The 24,107-nt window shown below is 56.3% G+C and carries 18 protein-coding genes, 3 rRNA genes, 1 pseudogene and 1 riboswitch; of the genes and pseudogenes, 13 read left to right on the top strand and 9 right to left on the bottom strand.

What is annotated here, in order from left to right:
• The 5 genes from thiS to rsd all read right to left on the bottom strand — a co-directional run bounded on the left by thiS (position 1) and on the right by rsd (position 4,208).
• A complete protein-coding gene (thiS, locus tag D5067_RS21900) occupies positions 1-273 on the bottom strand; it encodes a sulfur carrier protein ThiS (protein WP_509161685.1) in 273 nt (90 codons plus the stop codon).
• Positions 185-940, bottom strand: a complete 756-nt coding sequence (locus D5067_RS21895; RefSeq protein ID WP_119938506.1) for a HesA/MoeB/ThiF family protein — start codon at positions 938-940, stop codon at positions 185-187. Before D5067_RS21895 ends, thiS begins: the two co-directional genes overlap by 89 nt.
• Positions 933-1,568, bottom strand: coding sequence for a thiamine phosphate synthase (thiE, locus tag D5067_RS21890; protein ID WP_119938505.1), 636 nt, complete (start codon positions 1,566-1,568; stop codon positions 933-935). Before thiE ends, D5067_RS21895 begins: the two co-directional genes overlap by 8 nt.
• On the bottom strand, positions 1,568-3,463 hold the full coding sequence (gene thiC, locus D5067_RS21885; protein WP_119938504.1) for a phosphomethylpyrimidine synthase ThiC: 1,896 nt from the start codon (positions 3,461-3,463) through the stop codon (positions 1,568-1,570). The genes thiE and thiC overlap by 1 nt, the downstream gene beginning before the upstream one ends.
• A gap of 79 nt (positions 3,464-3,542) precedes the next feature.
• Positions 3,543-3,656, bottom strand: a riboswitch (TPP riboswitch).
• A gap of 54 nt (positions 3,657-3,710) precedes the next feature.
• Positions 3,711-4,208 (bottom strand): sigma D regulator, encoded by a 498-nt coding sequence (gene rsd / locus D5067_RS21880; protein WP_119938503.1) that lies wholly within the window; start codon positions 4,206-4,208, stop codon positions 3,711-3,713.
• Positions 4,209-4,303: 95 nt separating this feature from the next.
• Between rsd and nudC the strand changes: the two are divergent.
• A pseudogene (gene nudC / locus D5067_RS21875) lies at positions 4,304-5,008 on the top strand (NAD(+) diphosphatase); the annotation flags it as partial.
• Here nudC and D5067_RS24175 read toward each other — a convergent pair.
• The gene (locus D5067_RS24175; protein ID WP_374208541.1) at positions 4,944-5,114 is read right to left on the bottom strand and encodes an LEPR-XLL domain-containing protein; all 171 of its coding nucleotides are present in this window, start codon (positions 5,112-5,114) and stop codon (positions 4,944-4,946) included. The pseudogene nudC and the gene D5067_RS24175 overlap by 65 nt on opposite strands.
• Before the next feature lies 1 nt (position 5,115).
• Between D5067_RS24175 and hemE the strand changes: the two genes are divergently transcribed.
• From hemE to D5067_RS21850, 5 genes are all read left to right on the top strand, one after another.
• Positions 5,116-6,180 carry a uroporphyrinogen decarboxylase gene (hemE, locus tag D5067_RS21870; protein ID WP_119938501.1) on the top strand — a complete coding sequence of 355 codons (1,065 nt, stop codon included), beginning with the start codon at positions 5,116-5,118 and terminating at the stop codon, positions 6,178-6,180.
• A 9-nt stretch (positions 6,181-6,189) separates the two neighbouring features.
• Positions 6,190-6,861 (top strand): deoxyribonuclease V, encoded by a 672-nt coding sequence (nfi, locus tag D5067_RS21865; RefSeq protein ID WP_119938500.1) that lies wholly within the window; start codon positions 6,190-6,192, stop codon positions 6,859-6,861.
• 41 nt (positions 6,862-6,902) lie between these two features.
• Positions 6,903-7,493, top strand: a complete 591-nt coding sequence (locus D5067_RS21860; RefSeq protein ID WP_119938499.1) for a YjaG family protein — start codon at positions 6,903-6,905, stop codon at positions 7,491-7,493.
• Between the two features lie 186 nt (positions 7,494-7,679).
• Positions 7,680-7,952 carry a nucleoid-associated protein HU-alpha gene (gene hupA / locus D5067_RS21855; protein ID WP_002445246.1) on the top strand — a complete coding sequence of 91 codons (273 nt, stop codon included), beginning with the start codon at positions 7,680-7,682 and terminating at the stop codon, positions 7,950-7,952.
• An 11-nt stretch (positions 7,953-7,963) separates the two neighbouring features.
• Complete coding sequence (locus tag D5067_RS21850; RefSeq protein ID WP_119938498.1) at positions 7,964-8,656, top strand: DUF1481 domain-containing protein; 693 nt, start codon at positions 7,964-7,966, stop codon at positions 8,654-8,656.
• 93 nt (positions 8,657-8,749) lie between these two features.
• Here the strand turns inward: D5067_RS21850 and purD are convergent, their stop codons facing one another.
• The gene (gene purD / locus D5067_RS21845; protein WP_119938497.1) at positions 8,750-10,042 is read right to left on the bottom strand and encodes a phosphoribosylamine--glycine ligase; all 1,293 of its coding nucleotides are present in this window, start codon (positions 10,040-10,042) and stop codon (positions 8,750-8,752) included.
• Positions 10,043-10,057: 15 nt separating this feature from the next.
• Entirely contained in the window at positions 10,058-11,647 is a 1,590-nt protein-coding gene (purH, locus tag D5067_RS21840) for a bifunctional phosphoribosylaminoimidazolecarboxamide formyltransferase/IMP cyclohydrolase (protein ID WP_119938496.1), read from the bottom strand.
• Positions 11,648-12,207: 560 nt separating this feature from the next.
• On the opposite strand from purH, the gene D5067_RS21835 reads away from it, so the two are divergent.
• The 7 genes from D5067_RS21835 to aceK all read left to right on the top strand — a co-directional run bounded on the left by D5067_RS21835 (position 12,208) and on the right by aceK (position 23,164).
• Positions 12,208-13,747 (top strand): 16S ribosomal RNA (locus D5067_RS21835).
• A gap of 209 nt (positions 13,748-13,956) precedes the next feature.
• Positions 13,957-16,862 (top strand): 23S ribosomal RNA (locus D5067_RS21830).
• A gap of 72 nt (positions 16,863-16,934) precedes the next feature.
• Positions 16,935-17,050, top strand: a 5S ribosomal RNA gene (gene rrf / locus D5067_RS21825).
• Together the 16S, 23S and 5S rRNA genes form the textbook arrangement of a ribosomal RNA operon.
• 175 nt (positions 17,051-17,225) lie before the next feature.
• On the top strand, positions 17,226-18,155 hold the full coding sequence (metA, locus tag D5067_RS21820; protein ID WP_119937950.1) for a homoserine O-acetyltransferase MetA: 930 nt from the start codon (positions 17,226-17,228) through the stop codon (positions 18,153-18,155).
• 270 nt (positions 18,156-18,425) lie between these two features.
• A complete protein-coding gene (gene aceB / locus D5067_RS21815; RefSeq protein WP_119937949.1) occupies positions 18,426-20,027 on the top strand; it encodes a malate synthase A in 1,602 nt (533 codons plus the stop codon).
• Positions 20,028-20,058: 31 nt separating this feature from the next.
• A complete protein-coding gene (gene aceA / locus D5067_RS21810; protein ID WP_119937948.1) occupies positions 20,059-21,363 on the top strand; it encodes an isocitrate lyase in 1,305 nt (434 codons plus the stop codon).
• Between the two features lie 49 nt (positions 21,364-21,412).
• Complete coding sequence (gene aceK, locus D5067_RS21805) at positions 21,413-23,164, top strand: bifunctional isocitrate dehydrogenase kinase/phosphatase (protein ID WP_119937947.1); 1,752 nt, start codon at positions 21,413-21,415, stop codon at positions 23,162-23,164.
• A gap of 22 nt (positions 23,165-23,186) precedes the next feature.
• Here aceK and iclR read toward each other — a convergent pair whose 3' ends face one another.
• Positions 23,187-24,014 (bottom strand): glyoxylate bypass operon transcriptional repressor IclR, encoded by an 828-nt coding sequence (gene iclR, locus D5067_RS21800; protein WP_125915538.1) that lies wholly within the window; start codon positions 24,012-24,014, stop codon positions 23,187-23,189.
• Positions 24,015-24,107 lie beyond the last annotated feature (93 nt).

Here is a 24,107-nt window from a genome sequence, read left to right as displayed (position 1 = left end):
TCAGCCCCCTGCGATAACCTGAAACAGCAGGATCTGGTCGCCTTCATTGACCTGCTGATGTTCCCACCGTTCGCGCGGCAGGATCTGTTGATTGAGCGCCAGCGCCGTTCCCGGCTTGAGCTGGCGGAGCTTGTCGAGCAGCGCGGCGACGGTAAGCCCGTCATCGCACTTGATTGGCTCATCGTTAAACAGAATGCGCATCGTGGCCTCCGCATACCGGGCAGCCGCTGGCGCGGTGTAATGCCAGCTGGCGCCAGCCGCCGGAACGCGCATCAAACAGCCGCAGCCTGTTGCGCTCGGTCTCCATGCCGCTGAGCAGCTTGATGGCTTCCAGCGCCTGCAGGGTGCCCATTACCCCCACCACCGGGCCAACAATGCCTGCGGTGCGGCAGTTGCGTTCCGGCTCGACGTCATCTGGCCACAGGCATCGGTAGCAGCCCTGCGCCCAGGGGGGCGTCAGCACCATCATTTGCCCGCCGAAGCCGACCGCGCTGGCCGTAATAAGCGGCGTGCTCTGCGCCACGCAGGCGGCATTGATCGCCTGGCGCGTCGCCATGTTATCGGTGCAGTCCAGCACCGCGTCGGCCAGAGCAACTTCCCGTTCAAGCTCCTCGCCGCCGAGCCGCGCCTGAAGGGCGATGAGCTCGATGTCCGGGTTCAGCTGCGCCAACCGCTGCCGGGCGATCTGCGCTTTAGGCTGGTTGATGTCCTCGCTGGTAAAGAGGATCTGCCGCTGCAGATTGCTGAGATGCACCTCGTCGTCGTCGGCCAGCACCAGCGTGCCGATACCCGCACCGGCCAGATAGAGCGCGGCGGGCGCGCCGAGCCCCCCCAGGCCGACAATTAATACCCGGCTGGCGAGCAGCTTTTGCTGCCCGCCGATGGCGATATCCTCCAGTAGGATCTGGCGGCTGTAGCGCATAAAATCGCGGTCATTCATCGCCTGCTCCCGCCAGCTGTAATAGCTGCGCGGTGGCAGCCTGCCAGTCTTCCGCCTGCGTGATGGCACTGACGACGGCAATGCTGCCGACGCCGGTCTCCAGCACCGCCGGGGCGCGTTCAAGGCTAATTCCGCCGATGGCGACGGTGGGGTAATCTGCCAGACGCTGGATGTGGCGCGTCAGCTGCGTCAATCCCTGCGGGGCGGAGGGCATCTGCTTGGTTTGCGTCGGGAAAACGTGGCCGAGGGCGATGTAGGAGGGGCGAGCTGCCAGCGCTACGTCAATCTCCATATCGTCGTGTGTCGATACGCCCAGGCGCAGACCGGCATCACGGATGGCGATCAGGTCGGTTGTCTCCAGGTCTTCCTGGCCCAGATGCACGCCGTAGGCCTGGTGCTTAACGGCCAGCCGCCAGTAATCGTTGATAAACAGGCGGGCGTCGTAGCGACGCCCCAGCGCGATGGCGGCGATCGCGTCAGCCTCCACCTCTTCATCGCGTTTATCCTTGATGCGAAGCTGAATTGTGCGAACGCCGGCCTCAAGCAGGCGCGCGATCCACTCTACGCTGTCTACCACCGGGTAAAGCCCTAAGCGGAAGGGCACGGAGGGGAAATCGGGCTGGTACATTATGCCTCCTCTTTTTTGAGGTAGATTTCGCCGCCTTTGGCACGGAAGTTCTCTGACATATCCGCCATACCGACCTCAATTGCCTGCGCGGCGGCGTAATCACGCACTTCCTGGCTAATTTTCATCGAGCAGAACTTCGGTCCGCACATGGAGCAGAAGTGGGCCACCTTGCCGGACTCCTGCGGCAGGGTTTCGTCGTGATAGGCGCGGGCGGTGAAGGGATCCAGCGCCAGGTTGAACTGGTCTTCCCAGCGGAATTCAAAGCGCGCCTTCGACATGGCGTTATCGCGGATTTGCGCGCCGGGATGGCCTTTCGCCAGGTCCGCCGCGTGGGCCGCAATTTTGTAGGTAATCAGCCCCTGCTTCACGTCCTCTTTGTTTGGCAGGCCGAGGTGCTCTTTCGGGGTTACGTAGCAAAGCATGGCGCAGCCGAACCAGCCGATCATCGCCGCGCCAATACCCGAGGTGAAGTGGTCGTAGCCCGGCGCGATGTCGGTAGTCAATGGCCCCAGGGTGTAGAACGGCGCTTCGTGGCAGTGCTCCAGCTCCTCGGTCATGTTGCGGCGGATCATCTGCATCGGCACGTGGCCCGGGCCTTCAATCATCACCTGCACGTCATACTCCCAGGCGATTTTGGTCAGCTCGCCCAGCGTGTGTAGCTCGGCAAACTGCGCTTCGTCATTCGCGTCGCGAATAGAGCCCGGGCGCAGGCCGTCGCCCAGCGACAGTGAGACATCGTACGCGGCGCAGATTTCGCAGATCTCGCGGAAGTGTTCGTAGAGGAAGTTTTCCTGATGATGGGACAGGCACCACTTCGCCATGATGGAACCGCCGCGCGAGACAATGCCGGTCAGACGCTTCGCGGTCATCGGCACGTAGCGCAGCAGCACGCCCGCGTGAATGGTGAAGTAGTCCACGCCCTGTTCTGCCTGCTCCAGCAGCGTGTCGCGGAAGGCCTCCCAGGTGAGGTTTTCGGCGATGCCGTTCACCTTCTCCAGCGCCTGGTAAATCGGGACGGTGCCAATCGGTACCGGGCTGTTACGCAGGATCCATTCGCGGGTTTCGTGAATATAGCGGCCAGTGGAGAGGTCCATCACCGTGTCCGCGCCCCAGCGCGTTGACCAGACCAGCTTTTCCACCTCTTCCTCGATGGAGGAGGTGACGGCTGAGTTACCAATGTTAGCGTTGACCTTCACCAGGAAGTTGCGGCCAATGATCATCGGCTCGGATTCCGGGTGGTTGATGTTGGCGGGGATAATCGCGCGGCCGGCGGCCACTTCGTCACGCACAAACTCCGGCGTGATGTTCTCCGGCAGGCGAGCGCCAAAGCCTTCGCCCGGGTGCTGGTGGCGAAGCACTTCGCTACGGATGCGCTCGCGGCCCATGTTTTCGCGGATGGCGATGAACTCCATCTCCGGCGTGACGATGCCCCGGCGCGCGTAGTGCAGCTGGGTCACGCATTTGCCCGCTCTGGCGCGTTTCGGCGTCAGCAGGCCGGTAAAGCGCAGCTCGTCCAGACCGTCGTCGGCCAGACGTTCTTTCGTGTACGCAGAGCTTTGCTCGTTTAGCGCTTCGCTATCGTTACGCGCCTCAATCCAGGGCTGGCGCAGCTTTGCCAGGCCCTGCTGGACGTTGATGCTCACATCAGGGTCACCGTAAGGGCCGGAGGTGTCATACACCGGCACGGCTTCGTTGTCTTCAAACTGCGGGTTTTCTTTGCTGCCGCCGAGAAGCGTCGGGCTGAGCTGGATTTCGCGCATCGGGACGCGGATATCGGCCTGCGAGCCGGAAATGTAGATGCGTTTAGAATTCGGGAAAGCGGTGCCTTCCAGCGTGTCGATGAAGTGTTGGGCCTGTGCGCGCTGTTCGCGGCGGGTCAGTTTTGCAGTAGACATAGCTCATTCCAAAAGTGAAGGACATGGCTTGTCAGACGACGGATGAAGCAAGAGGAGATCGCCTCTGGGGCGATACAACAGCAGTGTAACTCTTGTTCCCTTCGCAGGTATTAGCCTGATCAGGTTCCGCGGATCCCGAATTAACGGTCTCAGCCCGCGTTTTTACAAACGCTGGGCACTCCGACAAGAAAAATCCCCCTCGTGAGAGGGGCGAATGGTTGTAAATTACTCGTTAACGATTAAGAACTCAAGCGGGGGGCGCGACGTTCTCTTCGCTGCGGATGTTCAAACCATTATCCAGCGCGAGGGCGATCAGCTTGTCTTCCAGCGTGAATCGCTCTTCGAGCGCTTCACCGAGATCGGACAGCGCATGCTGAAACTCAAGATAGTTATCGTGATCGATCGCGTTCTCGAGCGTGGAATCGTAGTAGTCCATGATCTGCTGGGTATTGCCTTCCAGCAGCGGATAGAGTTTTGTTGCGGCTAAAAACGGGCTTGTGCCTTCCATTTCGCGGATAATGCGTTCATAAATGTTGAAATGGCCGTCGGACAGGTAGTCGACCAGGCTCTGACAAAAATCGTCCAGCGCTTTTTCGTTCAGTCGCATATATGATTCTTTGCCAGGCTTAATACCGACCAGATTGTAATAAGCCACGAGCAGATGCTTGCGTACATGTAGCCAGCGATCCACCAGTTTGTTACTTCCTCCAACGCGCTCAGTCAGGCTTTCTAGCTGGTTTAACATGTTCGACTCCACAAGGTTTAGAATTGAATCTGCTTACCCAAAATGTAACCACAATGCTAACAACATGTCAGTGAAGCGAAGGTAGTGCAATAGATATGGATCGTATTATTGAAAAATCAGATCTTGGTTGGTGGATCGTCAGTCATGAACAAAAATTATGGCTGCCTGCCGGAGAACTCCCTTATGGCGCGGCGGAAACGTTCGATCTTGTTGGCCAGCGCGCGCTGAGGATCGGCGAGTGGCAGGGCGATCCGGTGTGGTTGATCCAGCAGGCTCGTCGCCACGATATGGGATCCGTTCGTCAGGTGCTGGATCTGGACGTCGGCCTGTTCCAGCTGGCAGGGCGCGGCGTGCAGCTGGCGGAGTTTTACCGCTCGCATAAATACTGCGGCTACTGCGGTCACACCATGCACCCGAGCAAAACCGAGTGGGCGCTGCTGTGCAGCCACTGCCGCGAACGTTATTACCCGCAAATTGCACCGTGCATCATTGTGGCAATCCGTCGCGATGATTCCATCCTGCTGGCGCAGCATACCCGGCATCGTAACGGCATTCATACCGTGCTGGCCGGGTTCGTCGAAGTGGGCGAAACCCTGGAGCAGGCGGTGGCGCGCGAGGTGATGGAGGAGAGCAGCATTAAGGTGAAGAACCTGCGCTATGTCACCTCCCAGCCGTGGCCATTCCCAATGTCGCTGATGACGGCGTTTATGGCCGAATACGACAGCGGCGAGATCGTTATCGACCAGAAAGAGCTGCTGGAGGCGAACTGGTATCGCTACGACGATTTACCCCTGCTGCCGCCGCCGGGAACGGTAGCGCGTCGCCTGATAGAAGATACCGTGGCAATGTGTCGGGCCGAGTATGAGTAGTGTTACACTGGCGGACTGACGCAATAAGGAACTGCAAAATGACCGAACTGAAGAACGATCGTTATCTGCGTGCGCTGCTGCGCCAGCCCGTTGATGTCACCCCGGTGTGGATGATGCGCCAGGCGGGCCGCTATCTGCCAGAGTACAAAGCCACGCGCGCGCAGGCCGGCGATTTTATGTCGCTGTGCAAAAACGCCGAGCTGGCCTGCGAAGTGACGCTCCAGCCGCTGCGCCGGTATCCGCTGGATGCGGCCATTCTTTTTTCGGACATTCTGACCATTCCGGATGCGATGGGCCTTGGGCTCTATTTCGAAACCGGCGAAGGCCCGCGCTTTAGCTCACCGATTAAGAGCAAAGCCGACATTGATAAACTGCCGATCCCCGATCCTGAAGGTGAGCTGGGCTACGTGATGAACGCCGTACGCACCATTCGCCGTGAGCTGAAGGGCGAAGTGCCGCTGATTGGCTTCTCCGGCAGCCCGTGGACGCTGGCGACCTATATGGTGGAAGGCGGCAGCAGCAAAGCCTTTACCGTGATCAAAAAAATGATGTACGCCGAGCCGCAGGCCCTGCATGCGCTGCTGGACAAGCTGGCGAAGAGCGTCACGCTCTATCTCAACGCGCAGATCAAAGCGGGTGCGCAGTCGGTAATGATTTTCGACACCTGGGGCGGCGTGCTCACCGGGCGTGATTACCAGCAGTTCTCCCTGTATTACATGCATAAAATCGTCGACGGCCTGCTGCGTGAAAACGAAGGCCGCCGGGTACCGGTCACGCTGTTCACCAAAGGTGGCGGCCAGTGGCTGGAAGCGATGGCGGCCACCGGCTGTGACGCGCTGGGCCTGGACTGGACAACCGATATTGCCGATGCGCGCCGTCGCGTGGGCGATAAAGTGGCGCTTCAGGGCAACATGGATCCCTCCATGCTCTACGCGCAGCCGGCCCGTATTGAAGAAGAAGTATCGACTATACTGTCTGGTTTCGGCCAGGGTGAAGGCCACGTGTTTAACCTCGGCCACGGCATTCATCAGGATGTGCCGCCAGAACACGCAGGCGTATTTGTGGAGGCGGTGCACCGGCTTTCTGCCCACTATCACAAGTAAGGAGTCGTTATGGATCTCGCGTCGCTACGCGCTCAACAGATTGAACTGGCCTCATCGGTGGTCCGCGAGGATCGGCTGGACAGGGATCCCCCGCAGTACATTGGCGGGGCGGACGTCGGGTTTGAGCAGGGCGGTGAAGTGACGCGGGCGGCGATGGTGGTGCTGAAGTACCCCTCGCTTGAGCTGGTGGAGTACAAAGTGGCGCGCATCGCCACCACCATGCCCTACATTCCCGGCTTTCTCTCCTTCCGCGAATATCCCGCGCTGCTCGCAGCGTGGGAGCAGCTTTCGCAAAAACCTGACCTGCTGTTCGTTGACGGACACGGTATTTCCCATCCGCGCCGCTTAGGCGTTGCCAGCCACTTTGGGCTGCTGGTGGACGTACCGACTATCGGAGTTGCCAAGAAACGCCTCTGCGGTAAGTTTGAGCCCCTCTCTGACGAGCCGGGCGCGCTGGCGCCGCTCATCGATAAAGGCGAACAGCTGGCGTGGGTCTGGCGCAGTAAGGCACGCTGCAACCCTCTATTCATCGCCACCGGGCATCGGGTAAGCATGGATAGCGCCCTTGCATGGGTACAGCGCTGCATGAAGGGTTACCGCTTACCGGAACCGACGCGCTGGGCCGATGCCGTCGCCTCCTCGCGTCCGGCATTCATTCGTTGGCAGGAAATTCAGCCATGATTCAGGTAAACTGCGGCTAATTACCGATTCGAGACATCATCATGTTACAAAACCCGATTCATCTGCGCCTTGAGAAGCTGGAAAGCTGGCAGCACGTTACCTTCATGGCCTGCCTGTGTGAGCGCATGTATCCCAACTATGCCGCGTTCTGCAAGCAGACCGAGTTTGGCGAAGGCCAGATTTATCGCCGTATCCTGGATTTAATCTGGGAAACGCTGACGGTTAAAGATGCGAAGGTGAACTTCGATTCCCAGCTGGAGAAGCTGGAAGAAGCCATTCCGGCTGCGGATGATTTTGACCTCTACGGTGTCTATCCGGCTATCGACGCCTGCGTGGCGTTGAGCGAGTTGATTCACTCCCGTCTGAGCGGTGAAACCCTGGAGCACGCTATCGAAGTCAGTAAGGCTTCCATTACTACCGTGGCGATGCTGGAAATGACCCAGGAAGGACGTGAAATGACCGACGAAGAGCTGCGCGCAAACCCGGCCGTCGAGCAAGAATGGGACATTCAGTGGGAGATTTTCCGCCTGCTGGCAGAGTGTGAAGAACGCGATATTGAGCTGATCAAAGGGCTGCGCGCGGACTTACGTGAGGCTGGTGAGAGTAATATTGGTATAATTTTTAACCAATGAGACAACAAAACGTGATTTAACGCCTGTTTTGTCGCACCTCGACTCTTCCCTTCTGCCCCCCGTCTGGTCTACATTTGGGGGGCGAAAAAAAGTGGCTATCGGTGCGTGTATGCAGGAGAGTGCTTTTTTGGCATTTTCGTCGCACTCGATGCTTAGCAAGCGATAAACACATTGAAAGGATAACTTATGAACAAGACTCAACTGATTGATGTAATTGCGGACAAGGCTGATCTGTCTAAAGTGCAGGCTAAAGCTGCTCTGGAATCTACCCTGGCTGCTATTACTGAGTCTCTGAAAGAAGGCGATGCTGTGCAACTGGTTGGTTTCGGTACCTTCAAAGTGAACCACCGCGCTGAGCGTACTGGCCGCAACCCGCAGACCGGTAAAGAAATCAAAATCGCCGCAGCTAACGTGCCGGCATTTGTTTCTGGTAAAGCACTGAAAGACGCAGTTAAGTAAGACGCGTGGCAGTGAACAGTTTTAACGAAGGGGCGGCAACGCCCCTTTTGTCTTTCTGGCGTGGAACGCTCGCGCTGGCAGGCGTGCTGTTGCTGTCTGCCTGTAGCCACGATTCCTCTCTCCCACCTTTTACGGCCAGCGGCTACGCTGACAACCAGGGAGCGGTCAGGATCTGGCGCAAAGATTCAAGCGATGACGTTCACTTGCTCTCCGCTTTTAGCCCATGGCATAACGGCAGTACGTCCACTGCGGAGTACCGCTGGCTGGGCGATAGCCTGTCGCTGATTGAACTGAACATCTACAGCAAGACCCCCGAACACGTGAAAGTGCGTTTTGACGATCGCGGCGAGCTGAGCTTTATGCAACGCGAAGTCAGCGGTCAGAAACAGCAGCTTTCCAGCGATCAAATCGCCCTCTACCGCTACCGCGCCGAACAAATCCGTCAGACCAGCGATGCGCTGCGTCAGGGACGCGTTGTGCTGCGCCAGGGGCGCTGGCATGCCGACAGGTCGGTGACAACCTGTGAAGGAGCGACGGTGAAGCCTGACCTCGAATCCTGGGCCATAGAACACATTGAACGCCGTCAGCGGCATTCATCAGTGGAAGTGAGCGTGGCGTGGCTTGACGCGCCGGAAGGCTCTCAGCTGCTGCTGGTAGCGAACGAAGACTTCTGCACCTGGCAGCCGACAGAGAAGAGTTTCTGAATTCTGTGGATTAAGCCGGATGGCGCTAACGCTTATCCGGCCTACGAACGATCCCCCCTCCCTTTGGGAGAGGGTTAGGGTGAGGGTGTGAAATTACTCCCCCTGCTCACGCGCAATCGCGCGATAGCCAATATCCTGGCGGCTAAAGCTGCCGTTCCAGCGGATATCCGCCATCAGCGCGTAGGCGCGCTTCTGCGCTTCTGCCACGGTATGACCCAGCGCCGTGGCACACAGCACGCGGCCGCCGTTGGTCAGTACGCGATCGTCGTCTGAGAGCGTCGTACCCGCATGGAATACCTTCGCGCCGTCGTTCTCTTCCAGCGGCAGTCCGTGGATCTCATCCCCGGTGCTGTAGTTGCCCGGATAACCGCCCGCAGCAATCACCACGCCCAGAGACGCGCGCTCGTCCCACTCGGAGGTTTTCTCGTCCAGCTTGCCTTCGCAGGCCGCCAGACACAGTTCGACCAGGTCAGACTTCATGCGCAGCATGATGGGCTGCGTTTCAGGGTCACCAAAGCGACAGTTGAATTCGATAACCTTCGGGTTTCCCTGTTTGTCGATCATCAGGCCTGCGTACAGGAAACCGGTATAGGTGTTACCTTCCGCCGCCATCCCTTTCACGGTAGGCCAGATGATGCGGTCCATGGTGCGCTGGTGCACTTCATCCGTCACCACCGGAGCAGGGGAGTAAGCACCCATCCCGCCCGTGTTCGGGCCGGAATCACCGTTACCCACGCGCTTGTGGTCCTGGCTGGTGGCCATCGGCAGAACGTGCTCGCCGTCGACCATCACGATAAAGCTGGCCTCTTCACCGTCGAGGAACTCTTCGATCACGATGCGGTGGCCTGCATCGCCAAAGGCGTTGCCCGCCAGCATATCCTGAACCGCGGCTTCTGCTTCTTCGAGGGTCATCGCGACGATAACGCCTTTACCTGCTGCCAGACCGTCTGCTTTGATAACAATCGGCGCGCCTTTTTCACGTAGGTAGGCCAGGGCTGGCTCCACGTCGGTGAAGTTCTGATATTCCGCCGTCGGGATGTTATGGCGCGCGAGGAAATCTTTGGTGAAGGCCTTGGAGCCTTCCAGCTGCGCGGCGCCTTCCGTTGGCCCGAAGATTGTCAGGCCCGCCGCGCGGAAGGCATCGACGACGCCAATCACCAGCGGCGCTTCCGGGCCGACGATGGTCAGATCGATTTTCTCGCTCTGAGCAAAGCTCAGCAGCGCCGGAATATCGGTCACGCCGATGGCGACGTTCTGCAGAGTCGGTTCCAGGGCGGTCCCGGCGTTGCCCGGCGCCACAAAGACGGTTTTCACCCGCGGAGACTGCGCCGCTTTCCACGCCAGAGCGTGCTCGCGCCCGCCGTTACCAATCACTAATACTTTCATTTTCTGCTCCGGGAATTAATGGCGGAAGTGACGCATGTCGGTGAAGATCATCGCAATGCCGTGCTCGTCGGCGGCGGCAATCACTTCGTCATCGCGGATAGAGCCGCCGGGCTGGATCACGCAGGTGATCCCTACAGCGGCTGCCGCGTCGATACCGTCACGGAACGGGAAGAAGGCGTCAGAAGCCATGGCGGAGCCTTTGACTTCCAGACCTTCATCGCCGGCTTTAATACCCGCGATTTTCGCGGAGTAGACGCGGCTCATCTGGCCAGCACCTATTCCGATGGTCATGTTCTCTTTGGCGTAGACAATGGCGTTGGATTTAACGAACTTCGCGACCTTCCAGCAGAACAGCGCGTCACGCAGCTCCTGTTCGGTCGGCTGTCGTTTGGTTACCACGCGCAGGTCGGCTTCAGTCACCATGCCCAGGTCGCGGTCCTGAACCAGCACGCCGCCGTTCACGCGCTTGAAGTCCAGGCCCGGCACGCGTTCCGCCCACTGGCCGCAAATCAGCACGCGCACGTTCTGTTTCGCCGCGGTGATTTTCAGCGCCTCTTCGGAAGCGGATGGCGCGATGATCACTTCAACGAACTGGCGGGAGATGATGGCCTGAGCCGTTTCAGCATCCAGCTCGCGGTTGAAGGCGATAATGCCGCCGAACGCGGAGGTTGGGTCGGTTTTGTAGGCGCGATCGTAGGCATCAAGGATAGAGCTGCTAACCGCAACACCGCATGGGTTGGCGTGCTTGACGATAACGCAGGCCGGCTCGCTGAACTCTTTCACGCATTCCAGCGCGGCGTCAGTGTCGGCAATGTTGTTATAGGAGAGCGCCTTGCCCTGAACCTGCTGAGCGGTGGCAACAGAGGCTTCTTTTACCTCTTCTTCTATATAGAAGGCAGCCTGCTGGTGGCTGTTCTCGCCGTAGCGCATATCCTGCTTCTTAATGAAGTTCAGGTTTAGGGTGCGCGGGAAGCGGCCGGAAGGATCTTTGCTTTCACCATGGTAGGCAGGTACCAGGCTACCGAAGTAGTTGGCGATCATGCTGTCGTACGCGGCGGTGTGTTCGAAGGCTTTGATGGCGAGGTCGAAACGCGTTGCAAGCGTCAGTGACCCTTCGTTGGCATCCATCTCGTTAATAATGGTGTCGTAATCGCTGCTCTTCACCACGATAGCCACATCTTTATGGTTCTTGGCTGCGGAGCGCACCATGGTCGGGCCGCCGATGTCGATATTCTCAACTGCATCTTCCAGAGAACAGCCTTCGCGGGCAACGGTCTGTGCGAATGGGTAGAGATTAACGACAACCATATCGATTGGGGCGATATCATGCTGTTCCATAATACCGTCGTCCTGGCCGCGGCGACCAAGAATGCCGCCGTGCACTTTCGGGTGCAGGGTTTTGACGCGTCCATCCATCATTTCCGGGAAACCGGTGTAATCGGACACTTCGGTTACCGGCAGACCTTTCTCTGCTAACAGGCGAGCGGTACCGCCTGTGGAAAGCAGCTCTACGCCACGTGCAGAAAGTGCCTGAGCGAATTCGACGATACCGGCTTTATCAGAAACACTGAGCAGAGCGCGGCGGACTGGACGACGTTGTTGCATGGTAAATCCCCTGGATTTCACGATTACAGAGAGCGTTAGATGAATTTTCCTGCGAAAAACTCATCTAACACACCTGACGGGGCATCCTTATTAAGCGCGAGCATTTTAACGAAAACGTTTGCGCAACGCTCGCACATTTTCACTTTTTCGTATCATTGTGGATAAGTCTGTGTGTAAAAAGGTATAAGGCGGGGTTTTGCTGTGGAATGCAGCAGTCAGTCATTTTTCTGTCATTTAGCGGTTGCGGCCTGCCGAGAACTCCCTATAATGCGCCTCCATCGACACGGAACATGTGAATCACTTCACAAACAGCCGGGTCGGTTGAAGAGAAAAAATCCTGAAATAACGGGTTGACTCTGAAAGAGGAAAGCGTAATATACGCCACCTCGCAACGGTGAGCGAAAGCCGCGTTGCACTGCTCTTTAACAATTTATCAGACAATCTGTGTGGGCACTCAAAGTGACATGGATTCTTAATGTCTTCGGACAATAAATGAATACCAAGTCTCTGAGTGAACATACGTAATTCATTACGAAGTTTAATTCACGAGCATCAAACTTAAATTGAAGAGTTTGATCATGGCTCAGATTGAACGCTGGCGGCAGGCCTAACACATGCAAGTCGAGCGGTAGCACAGGGAGCTTGCTCCTGGGTGACGAGCGGCGGACGGGTGAGTAATGTCTGGGAAACTGCCTGATGGAGGGGGATAACTACTGGAAACGGTAGCTAATACCGCATAACGTCGCAAGACCAAAGAGGGGGACCTTCGGGCCTCTTGCCATCAGATGTGCCCAGATGGGATTAGCTAGTAGGTGGGGTAACGGCTCACCTAGGCGACGATCCCTAGCTGGTCTGAGAGGATGACCAGCCACACTGGAACTGAGACACGGTCCAGACTCCTACGGGAGGCAGCAGTGGGGAATATTGCACAATGGGCGCAAGCCTGATGCAGCCATGCCGCGTGTATGAAGAAGGCCTTCGGGTTGTAAAGTACTTTCAGCGGGGAGGAAGGCGATAAGGTTAATAACCTTGTCGATTGACGTTACCCGCAGAAGAAGCACCGGCTAACTCCGTGCCAGCAGCCGCGGTAATACGGAGGGTGCAAGCGTTAATCGGAATTACTGGGCGTAAAGCGCACGCAGGCGGTCTGTCAAGTCGGATGTGAAATCCCCGGGCTCAACCTGGGAACTGCATTCGAAACTGGCAGGCTAGAGTCTTGTAGAGGGGGGTAGAATTCCAGGTGTAGCGGTGAAATGCGTAGAGATCTGGAGGAATACCGGTGGCGAAGGCGGCCCCCTGGACAAAGACTGACGCTCAGGTGCGAAAGCGTGGGGAGCAAACAGGATTAGATACCCTGGTAGTCCACGCCGTAAACGATGTCGACTTGGAGGTTGTTCCCTTGAGGAGTGGCTTCCGGAGCTAACGCGTTAAGTCGACCGCCTGGGGAGTACGGCCGCAAGGTTAAAACTCAAATGAATTGACGGGGGCCCGCACAAGCGGTGGAGCATGTGGTTTAATTCGATGCAACGCGAAGAACCTTACCTACTCTTGACATCCAGAGAACTTTCCAGAGATGGATTGGTGCCTTCGGGAACTCTGAGACAGGTGCTGCATGGCTGTCGTCAGCTCGTGTTGTGAAATGTTGGGTTAAGTCCCGCAACGAGCGCAACCCTTATCCTTTGTTGCCAGCGGTTCGGCCGGGAACTCAAAGGAGACTGCCAGTGATAAACTGGAGGAAGGTGGGGATGACGTCAAGTCATCATGGCCCTTACGAGTAGGGCTACACACGTGCTACAATGGCGCATACAAAGAGAAGCGACCTCGCGAGAGCAAGCGGACCTCATAAAGTGCGTCGTAGTCCGGATTGGAGTCTGCAACTCGACTCCATGAAGTCGGAATCGCTAGTAATCGTAGATCAGAATGCTACGGTGAATACGTTCCCGGGCCTTGTACACACCGCCCGTCACACCATGGGAGTGGGTTGCAAAAGAAGTAGGTAGCTTAACCTTCGGGAGGGCGCTTACCACTTTGTGATTCATGACTGGGGTGAAGTCGTAACAAGGTAACCGTAGGGGAACCTGCGGTTGGATCACCTCCTTACCTTAAAGAACCTGCCTTTGTAGTGTCCACACAGATTGTCTGATGAATGATGAACTTCTGAATGTACTTTTGAGTGCATTAAGAAGTTTTGCTCTTTAAAAATCTGGATCAAGCTGAAAATTGAAACGACACACCTTTAAGGGTGTGTTCGAGTCTCTCAAATTTTCGCAAGTCGATGATGTGTCGAAAGAGACATCTTCGGGTTGTGAGGTTAAGCGACTAAGCGTACACGGTGGATGCCCTGGCAGTCAGAGGCGATGAAGGACGTGCTAATCTGCGATAAGCGCCGGCGAGGTGATATGAACCTTTGACCCGGCGATTTCCGAATGGGGAAACCCAGTGTGTTCCGACACACTATCGTTAAGTGAATACATAGCTTAACGAAGCGAACCGGGGGAACTGAAACATCTAAGTACCCCGAGGAAAAGAAATCAACCGAGATTCCCCCAGTAGCGGCGAGCGAACGGGGAGCAGCCCAGAGTCTGAATCAGCTTGTGTGTTAGTGGAAGCGTCTGGAAAGTCGCACGGTACAGGGTGATAGTCCCGTACACGAAAGCACACATGCTGTGAACTCGAAGAGTAGGGCGGGACACGTGGTATCCTGTCTGAATATGGGGGGACCATCCTCCAAGGCTAAATACTCCTGACTGACCGATAGTGAACCAGTACCGTGAGGGAAAGGCGAAAAGAACCCCGGCGAGGGGAGTGAAAAAGAACCTGAAACCGTGTACGTACAAGCAGTGGGAGCCTACTTGTTAGGTGACTGCGTACCTTTTGTATAATGGGTCAGCGACTTATATTCTGTAGCAAGGTTAACCGTATAGGGGAGCCGAAGGGAAACCGAGTCTTAACTGGGCGTTAAGTTGCAGGGTATAGACCCGAAACCCGGTGATCTAGCCATGGGCAGGTTGAAGGTTGGGTAACACTAACTGGAGGACCGAACCGACTAATGTTGAAAAATTAGCGGATGACTTGTGGCTGGGGGTGAAAGGCCAATCAAACCGGGAGATAGCTGGTTCTCCCCGAAAGCTATTTAGGTAGCGCCTCGTGAACTCATCTTCGGGGGTAGAGCACTGTTTCGGCTAGGGGGCCATCCCGGCTTACCAACCCGATGCAAACTACGAATACCGAAGAATGTTATCACGGGAGACACACGGCGGGTGCTAACGTCCGTCGTGAAGAGGGAAACAACCCAGACCGCCAGCTAAGGTCCCAAAGTCATGGTTAAGTGGGAAACGATGTGGGAAGGCACAGACAGCCAGGATGTTGGCTTAGAAGCAGCCATCATTTAAAGAAAGCGTAATAGCTCACTGGTCGAGTCGGCCTGCGCGGAAGATGTAACGGGGCTAAACCATGCACCGAAGCTGCGGCAGCGACGCTTATGCGTTGTTGGGTAGGGGAGCGTTCTGTAAGCCGTTGAAGGTGTCCTGTGAGGGGTGCTGGAGGTATCAGAAGTGCGAATGCTGACATAAGTAACGATAATGCGGGTGAAAAGCCCGCACGCCGGAAGACCAAGGGTTCCTGTCCAACGTTAATCGGGGCAGGGTGAGTCGACCCCTAAGGCGAGGCCGAAAGGCGTAGTCGATGGGAAACAGGTTAATATTCCTGTACTTGGTGTTACTGCGAAGGGGGGACGGAGAAGGCTATGTTAGCCGGGCGACGGTTGTCCCGGTTTAAGCATGTAGGCGGGAAGTTTAGGTAAATCCGGACTTCTTTTAACGCTGAGGTGTGATGACGAGGCACTACGGTGCTGAAGTAACAAATGCCCTGCTTCCAGGAAAAGCCTCTAAGCATCAGGTAACACAAAATCGTACCCCAAACCGACACAGGTGGTCAGGTAGAGAATACCAAGGCGCTTGAGAGAACTCGGGTGAAGGAACTAGGCAAAATGGTGCCGTAACTTCGGGAGAAGGCACGCTGATGTGTAGGTGAAGTCCCTGCGGATGGAGCTGAAATCAGTCGAAGATACCAGCTGGCTGCAACTGTTTATTAAAAACACAGCACTGTGCAAACACGAAAGTGGACGTATACGGTGTGACGCCTGCCCGGTGCCGGAAGGTTAATTGATGGGGTTAGCGGCAACGCGAAGCTCTTGATCGAAGCCCCGGTAAACGGCGGCCGTAACTATAACGGTCCTAAGGTAGCGAAATTCCTTGTCGGGTAAGTTCCGACCTGCACGAATGGCGTAATGATGGCCAGGCTGTCTCCACCCGAGACTCAGTGAAATTGAACTCGCTGTGAAGATGCAGTGTACCCGCGGCAAGACGGAAAGACCCCGTGAACCTTTACTATAGCTTGACACTGAACACTGGTCCTTGATGTGTAGGATAGGTGGGAGGCTTTGAAGCGTGGACGCCAGTCTGCGTGGAGCCAACCTTGAAATACCACCCTTTAATGGCTGGTGTTCTAACGTAGACCCGTGATCCGGGTTGCGGACAGTGTCTGGTGGGTAGTTTGACTGGGGCGGTCTCCTCCCAAAGAGTAACGGAGGAGCACGAAGGTTAGCTAATCCTGGTCGGACATCAGGAGGTTAGTGCAATGGCATAAGCTAGCTTGACTGCGAGAGTGACGGCTCGAGCAGGTGCGAAAGCAGGTCATAGTGATCCGGTGGTTCTGAATGGAAGGGCCATCGCTCAACGGATAAAAGGTACTCCGGGGATAACAGGCTGATACCGCCCAAGAGTTCATATCGACGGCGGTGTTTGGCACCTCGATGTCGGCTCATCACATCCTGGGGCTGAAGTAGGTCCCAAGGGTATGGCTGTTCGCCATTTAAAGTGGTACGCGAGCTGGGTTTAGAACGTCGTGAGACAGTTCGGTCCCTATCTGCCGTGGGCGCTGGAGAATTGAGGGGGGCTGCTCCTAGTACGAGAGGACCGGAGTGGACGCATCACTGGTGTTCGGGTTGTCATGCCAATGGCATTGCCCGGTAGCTAAATGCGGAAAAGATAAGTGCTGAAAGCATCTAAGCACGAAACTTGCCCCGAGATGAGTTCTCCCTGACCCTTTAAGGGTCCTGAAGGAACGTTGAAGACTACGACGTTGATAGGTCGGGTGTGTAAGCGCAGCGATGCGTTGAGCTAACCGATACTAATGAACCGTGAGGCTTAACCTTACAACGCCGAAGCTGTTTCGGCGAAGAGACAGACAATCAATTTCAGCTTTGATACAGATTTAACAGAATTTGCCTGGCGGCTTTAGCGCGGTGGTCCCACCTGACCCCATGCCGAACTCAGAAGTGAAACGCCGTAGCGCCGATGGTAGTGTGGGGTCTCCCCATGTGAGAGTAGGGAACTGCCAGGCATCAATTAGAAGAACCCCGTACCGTAAGGTGCGGGGTTTTTTGCTTTTGTTTTTCGCCCTCTCCTTGAAACTTTCTCACCTTTCGCTTGCAGACTCGACATTCAGCCCGTTTCTGGGTATCGTTAGCTGTCTGGATGTCTAAACGTTTATACGTATGCTGTGAGGATTTAAGGTTATGCCGATTCGGGTGCAGGACGAGCTACCAGCCGTCAATTTCTTACGTGAAGAAAACGTCTTCGTGATGACGGCTTCACGCGCTACAGGTCAGGAAATTCGCCCGCTGAAGGTGCTTATTCTCAATCTGATGCCTAAAAAGATCGAAACAGAAAATCAGTTTTTGCGCCTGCTTTCGAATTCCCCCCTTCAGGTGGATATCCAGCTGCTACGTATTGATGCCCGCGAGTCTCGGAACACTCCTTCTGAGCATCTTAATAACTTCTACTGTAACTTCGACGACATCCGTGATGACAATTACGATGGCCTGATCGTCACCGGCGCACCGCTGGGCCTGGTAGAATTTAACGATGTTGCCTACTGGCCGCAGATCAAACAGGTACTGGAGTGGGCAAAAGATCACGTCACCTCCACGCTGTTTGTCTGTTGGGCGGTACAGGCCGCACTGAATATCCTCTATGGAATTCCCAAGCAAACCCGCAACGATAAGCTTTCTGGCGTTTACGAGCATCATATTCTCCATCCTCACGCGCTGCTGACGCGCGGTTTTGATGACTCTTTCCTGGCCCCGCATTCTCGCTATGCCGATTTCCCGGCCCAGCTGATCCGCGATTACACCGATCTGGAAATCCTGGCCGAAACGGAAGACGGCGATGCCTATCTGTTTGCCAGCAAAGACAAGCGTATTGCTTTTGTCACCGGCCATCCTGAGTACGATCCACACACTCTGGCGGCTGAATATTTCCGTGATGTCGAAGCGGGTCTTAATCCGGATGTACCTTGCAACTATTTTCCAAAAAACGATCCACAGAACACGCCAAGAGCGTCCTGGCGCAGCCACGGAAATTTGCTGTTCACCAACTGGCTCAACTATTACGTCTACCAGATCACACCATACGATCTGCGCCACATGAATCCGACGCTGGAGTAATCTTCTGCGCTAAGGGATCCTAAAGCGTTTCAGCTATTCAGATAAGGCACCTTCGGGTGCCTTTTTTATTTCCGAAACTCAGCCCAACACTTAATTAATTTTTAAATACATAGTAATCAAATAGATAAATGCATTTAACATTTAAAATGGAAATTGTTTTTGATTTTGGAAAAAATATAGATAGTCTTAATTCTGCTGAGCGAAAACTACCCAACGATCTTTCGCTCGCATTCGGGGCGTGAATTTGGATCTTTGATGAGGAGCAGCATGATGACTCAACAGGCAACAACGGCCGATGAACTGGCCTTTACTCAGCCTTATGGCGAGCAAGAACAGCAAGTTTTGACGGCAGAGGCGGTCGAATTCCTGAGCGAACTGGTGACACGCTTTACGCCGCAGCGAAATAAGCTGCTGGCCGCACGTATGCATCAGCAGCAGGAAATCGATAACGGTAAGTTGCCCGGGTTTATTTCGGAAACCGCTTCCATTAGACATGGTGAGTGGACAATTCGCGGTATCCCTGAAGATTTACAGGATCGTCGCGTCGAGATCACCGGCCCCGTAGAACGCAAAATGGTGATCAACGCCATGAATGCCAACGTAAAAGTCTTTATGGCGGATTTTGAAGACTCCCTTGCGCCGGACTGGAACAAAGTTATCGACGGGCAGATCAACCTGCGCGACGCCGTTAACGGCTCTATCAGCTACACCAACGAGGCCGGTAAAATTTATCAGCTCAAACCGAACCCGGCCGTGCTGATCTGTCGCGTACGTGGTCTCCATCTGCCAGAAAAACACGTTACGTGGCGTGGGGAAGCTATTCCGGGCAGCCTGTTTGATTTTGCGCTGTACTTCTTCCACAACTACAAAAGCCTGCTGGCTAAAGGCAGCGGTCCCTATTTTTATCTGCCAAAAACCCAGTCCTGGCAGGAAGCGGCCTGGTGGAGCGAAGTCTTCAGCTATGCCGAAGATCGCTTTGGCCTGCCGCGCGGCACCATCAAGGCCACGCTGCTGATTGAGACGCTGCCCGCGGTCTTCCAGATGCATGAAATCCTACATGCCCTGCGCGACCACATCGTGGGTCTGAACTGCGGGCGCTGGGACTATATCTTCAGCTACATCAAAACGCTGAAAAATCATGCCGATCGCGTTCTGCCGGATCGTCAGGTCGTGACTATGGATAAGCCTTTCCTGAGCGCCTACTCGCGTCTGTTGATTAAAACCTGCCATAAGCGCGGTGCCTTTGCGATGGGCGGCATGGCGGCATTCATTCCAAGCAAGGATGCCGAGCGCAACAATCAGGTGCTCAACAAGGTGAAAGCCGACAAAGAGCTTGAGGCCCGTAACGGTCACGACGGCACGTGGATTGCCCACCCGGGTCTGGCCGATACGGCGATGGAGGTCTTTAACCGCGCACTCGGCGACAGCAAAAACCAGCTGTTTGTCACCCGTGAAGACGATGCGCCAATTGCAGAAGAACAGCTCCTGGCGCCGTGTACGGGGGAACGCACCGAAGAGGGCATGCGCGCCAATATCCGCGTTGCGGTCCAGTACATCGAAGCGTGGATCTCCGGCAACGGCTGCGTGCCGATTTACGGCCTGATGGAAGACGCGGCAACGGCGGAGATCTCTCGCACCTCTATCTGGCAGTGGATCCATCACCAAAAAACGCTCAGCAACGGCAAGCCGGTAACCAAATCTCTGTTCCGTCAGATGTTGGCCGAAGAGATGCGTGTCATTCAGGACGAGCTTGGCGAGCACCGCTTCAGCAGCGGGCGTTTTACCGATGCCGCGCGCCTGATGGAGCAAATCACCACCTCAGATGACTTAATCGACTTCCTCACCCTGCCGGGCTACCGCTTCCTGGCGTAATTCACCACATAACAATATGGAGCATCTGCACATGAAAACCCGTACCCAACAGATTGAAGAATTACAGAAAGAGTGGACACAGCCGCGCTGGGAAGGCATTCGTCGTCCTTACAGCGCAGAGGAAGTGGTGAAATTACGCGGCTCGGTCAACCCGGAATGCACGCTGGCGCAGAACGGCGCGGCGAAAATGTGGAAGCTGCTGCACGGCGGTTCCAAAAAGGGCTATATCAACAGCCTCGGCGCATTGACGGGCGGGCAGGCGCTGCAGCAGGCGAAGGCCGGGATTGAGGCTGTCTACCTCTCCGGCTGGCAGGTCGCGGCGGATGCCAACCTGGCCTCCAGCATGTATCCGGACCAGTCGCTTTATCCGGCTAATTCCGTACCGTCGGTGGTGGATCGGATCAACAACACCTTCCGTCGTGCGGATCAGATCCAGTGGGCGGCCGGTATCGAACCTAACGATCCGCGCTTTACGGACTACTTCCTGCCGATCGTCGCGGATGCGGAAGCGGGCTTCGGCGGCGTGCTGAACGCATTTGAGCTGATGAAATCGATGATTGAGGCCGGTGCAGCGGCCGTTCACTTCGAAGATCAGCTGGCATCGGTGAAGAAGTGCGGACACATGGGCGGCAAGGTGCTGGTGCCGACTCAGGAAGCGATTCAGAAGCTGGTTGCCGCCCGTCTGGCTGCTGACGTGCTCGGCGTTCCAACGCTGGTGATTGCCCGTACCGATGCCGATGCGGCTGACCTGATCACCTCTGACTGCGACCCGTACGACAGCGAGTTCATCACCGGCGAGCGTACCAGTGAAGGCTTCTACCGCACCCATGCCGGCATTGAACAGGCGATCAGCCGTGGCCTGGCGTACGCGCCGTACGCGGACCTGGTGTGGTGTGAAACCTCAACGCCGGATCTGGCGCTGGCAAAACGCTTTGCGGATGCTATTCACGCGAAGTACCCGGGCAAACTGCTGGCCTATAACTGCTCGCCGTCCTTCAACTGGCAGAAAAAGCTGGATGACAAAACGATTGCCAGCTTCCAGCAGCAGCTGTCCGACATGGGCTACAAATACCAGTTCATTACCCTGGCGGGGATACACAGCATGTGGTTCAACATGTTCGACCTGGCTCATGCGTATGCACAGGGCGAAGGCATGAAGCACTACGTTGAGAAAGTACAGCAGCCGGAATTTGCGGCGGGCAAAGACGGTTACACCTTCGTGTCGCACCAGCAGGAAGTGGGAACCGGCTACTTTGATAACGTGACGACCATTATTCAGGGTGGCTCCTCCTCCGTCACGGCATTAACGGGCTCAACCGAAGAAGCACAGTTCTAATCTTTTCCCCCTCTCCCTCCAGGGGAGAGGGTTGGGTGAGGGGGAATATATGTCGCGTGGCCTGGAATTATTGATTGCCCAAACCATTCTGCAAGGCTTCGACGCCCAGTATGGTCGTTTTCTCGAAGTGACCTCCGGGGCGCAGCAGCGCTTCGAGCAGGCAGACTGGCATGCGGTTCAGCAGGCTATGAAGCAGCGTATCCATCTCTACGACCACCACGTGGGCCTGGTGGTGGAGCAGCTGCGCTGTATTACCGACGGTAAAAGTCCAGACGCGGAATTTTTGCTGCGCGTGAAGGAGCATTACACCCATCTGTTACCCGACTACCCTCGCTTTGAAATTGCGGAGAGCTTTTTCAACTCCGTCTATTGCCGGTTATTTGACCACCGCTCGTTATCTCCTGAGCGGTTATTTATCTTCAGCTCCCAGCCGGAGCGTCGTTTTCGCACTATCCCACGACCGCTGGCGAAGGATTTCTTTCCCGATCGCGGATGGGAAAAGCTACTCCATCGCGTTTTAACCGACTTACCGCTGCGTTTACCCTGGGAGAACAAAGCCCGGGATATCGGCTATATCCTCGCGCATCTCAATGAAGCCTTCGGCGAGGCGGTGCTCAGCCAAAGCCATCTGCAGGTTGCGAACGAGCTCTTCTACCGCAATAAAGCCGCCTGGCTGGTTGGAAAACTGGTGACGCCATCGGCCATTGTGCCGTTTCTGTTACCGATTCACCGTACCGACGACGGGGAACTGTTTGTCGATTCCTGCCTGACCACCAGCGCGGAGGCCAGCATCGTGTTTGGCTTCGCCCGATCCTACTTCATGGTGTACGCCCCGCTGCCTGCCGCCCTGGTGGAGTGGCTGCGCGACATCCTCCCAGGCAAAACCACCGCCGAACTGTATATGGCGATTGGCTGTCAGAAGCACGCCAAAACGGAAAGCTATCGGGAATACCTGCGCTATGTCACTACGGCCGACGAGCAGTTTATCGAAGCCCCCGGCATACGCGGCATGGTGATGCTGGTATTTACGCTGCCCGGCTTTGACCGGGTGTTTAAGGTGATAAAGGATAAATTTGCCCCGCAGAAGGAGATGAGCGCAGCGCACGTCCGCGCCTGCTATCAGCTGGTGAAAGAACACGATCGCGTCGGGCGGATGGCGGATACCCAGGAATTCGAAAACTTTGTGCTGGATAAACAGCAGATCGATCCAGCGCTTATGGCGCTTTTAATGCAGGAAGCGCCGGCGAAAATCACCGATCTTGGCGACAAAATTGCCATTAGCCATCTTTACATCGAGCGCCGCATGGTGCCGCTCAATATCTGGCTGGAGCAGTCCGACGGTCAGGCCTTAAGAGATGCTATTGAGGAATACGGCAACGCGATTCGTCAGCTTGCCGCCGCCAATATTTTCCCCGGCGACATGCTGTTTAAAAACTTTGGCGTCACCCGTCACGGGCGGGTGGTGTTCTACGATTACGACGAAATTTGCTACATGACCGAGGTGAATTTCCGCGATATCCCGCCGCCGCGCTATCCGGAGGATGAGCTGTCCAGCGAGCCGTGGTACAGCGTCTCGCCGGGCGACGTGTTTCCTGAAGAGTTTCGCCACTGGCTGTGCGCCGACCCGCGTATCGGGCCGCTATTTGAAGAGATGCATGAAGATCTGTTCCGCGCCAGCTACTGGCGCGGGCTACAAACGCGGATCAAAAACGGGCACGTGGAAGATGTGTATGCATATCGGCGTAAGCAGCGGTTTTGCATCCGTTTTTCTCCCTCTCCCTGTGGGAGAGGGCAGGGGTGAGGGCATCAGGCCGCACTTAATCTCAACGAATCCCACCATACGCCAGCGTCACCTCTTTCGCCGCCTTAATCACCAGCGCACCCAGCTCGGTTACGCGGTCGTCGGTCATGCGCGATATCGGCCCTGAGATGGAGATAGCCGCAAACGGCTCGCGGTGCTCGTCAAAAATACAGGACGCGAGGCAGCGCAGGCCCAGGGCATGTTCCTCGTCATCAAACGAATAGCCGCGCTTGCGGGTCAGGGCCAGATCTTCTTTCAGATGCACGGGCGACACCAGCGTGGCATGGGTGTAGGCGTGCAGCCCTTTTCGGTGCAGCAGCCCCGTCACCTGCTCTTCGCTCAGCTGCGACAGAAACGCTTTACCCGCGCCGGAGGCGTGCATCGGCAGCTTGCCGCCAATCGGTGCCGACATGCGCATCAGCTGCGTGCACTGCACCTGGTCGATGATAATCGCCTGATGGTCGCTCTGGTCGAGCACCGCCAGGTTCACCGTCTCGCCGGACTCTTCCATCAGCTTGCGCAGAATAGGGTGGACAATCGCCAGCAGATTACGGCTCTGCAGGAAGCTGCTGCCGACGATAAACGCATGCGCGCCCACCGCCCAGTGCCCCAACTCGCCCACCTGACGCACAAAGCCCAGCTGCTGCATGGTGGTGAGCAGGCGGTGCGTGGTGGAGTTCGGCAGGCCAGCCTGCTGGGCCAGCTCGGTCAGGGCCACGCTGCCGTGCGATTCGGCTATCCATTCCAGCAGCTTCAAACCGCGCGTCAGGGACTGAACCTGTCCGCCGGGTTGTGCGGCGGTGGTGGCAGCAGGTTTTCTGCCGCGTTTGGCGGGAACGGTCGCGACCATGACGATCTCCTTTTTCTGTATCGTGGAAATCATTTTCGTTTTATTTGGTGAATTTGCAACCGCTTTACTGACTGATCGGAGGAGTGATGGTGA

It is taken from the genome of Enterobacter huaxiensis (assembly GCF_003594935.2).
Classification (GTDB): Bacteria; Pseudomonadota; Gammaproteobacteria; order Enterobacterales; family Enterobacteriaceae; genus Enterobacter; species Enterobacter huaxiensis.
This window is presented reverse-complemented; position numbering and strand designations above follow the sequence as displayed.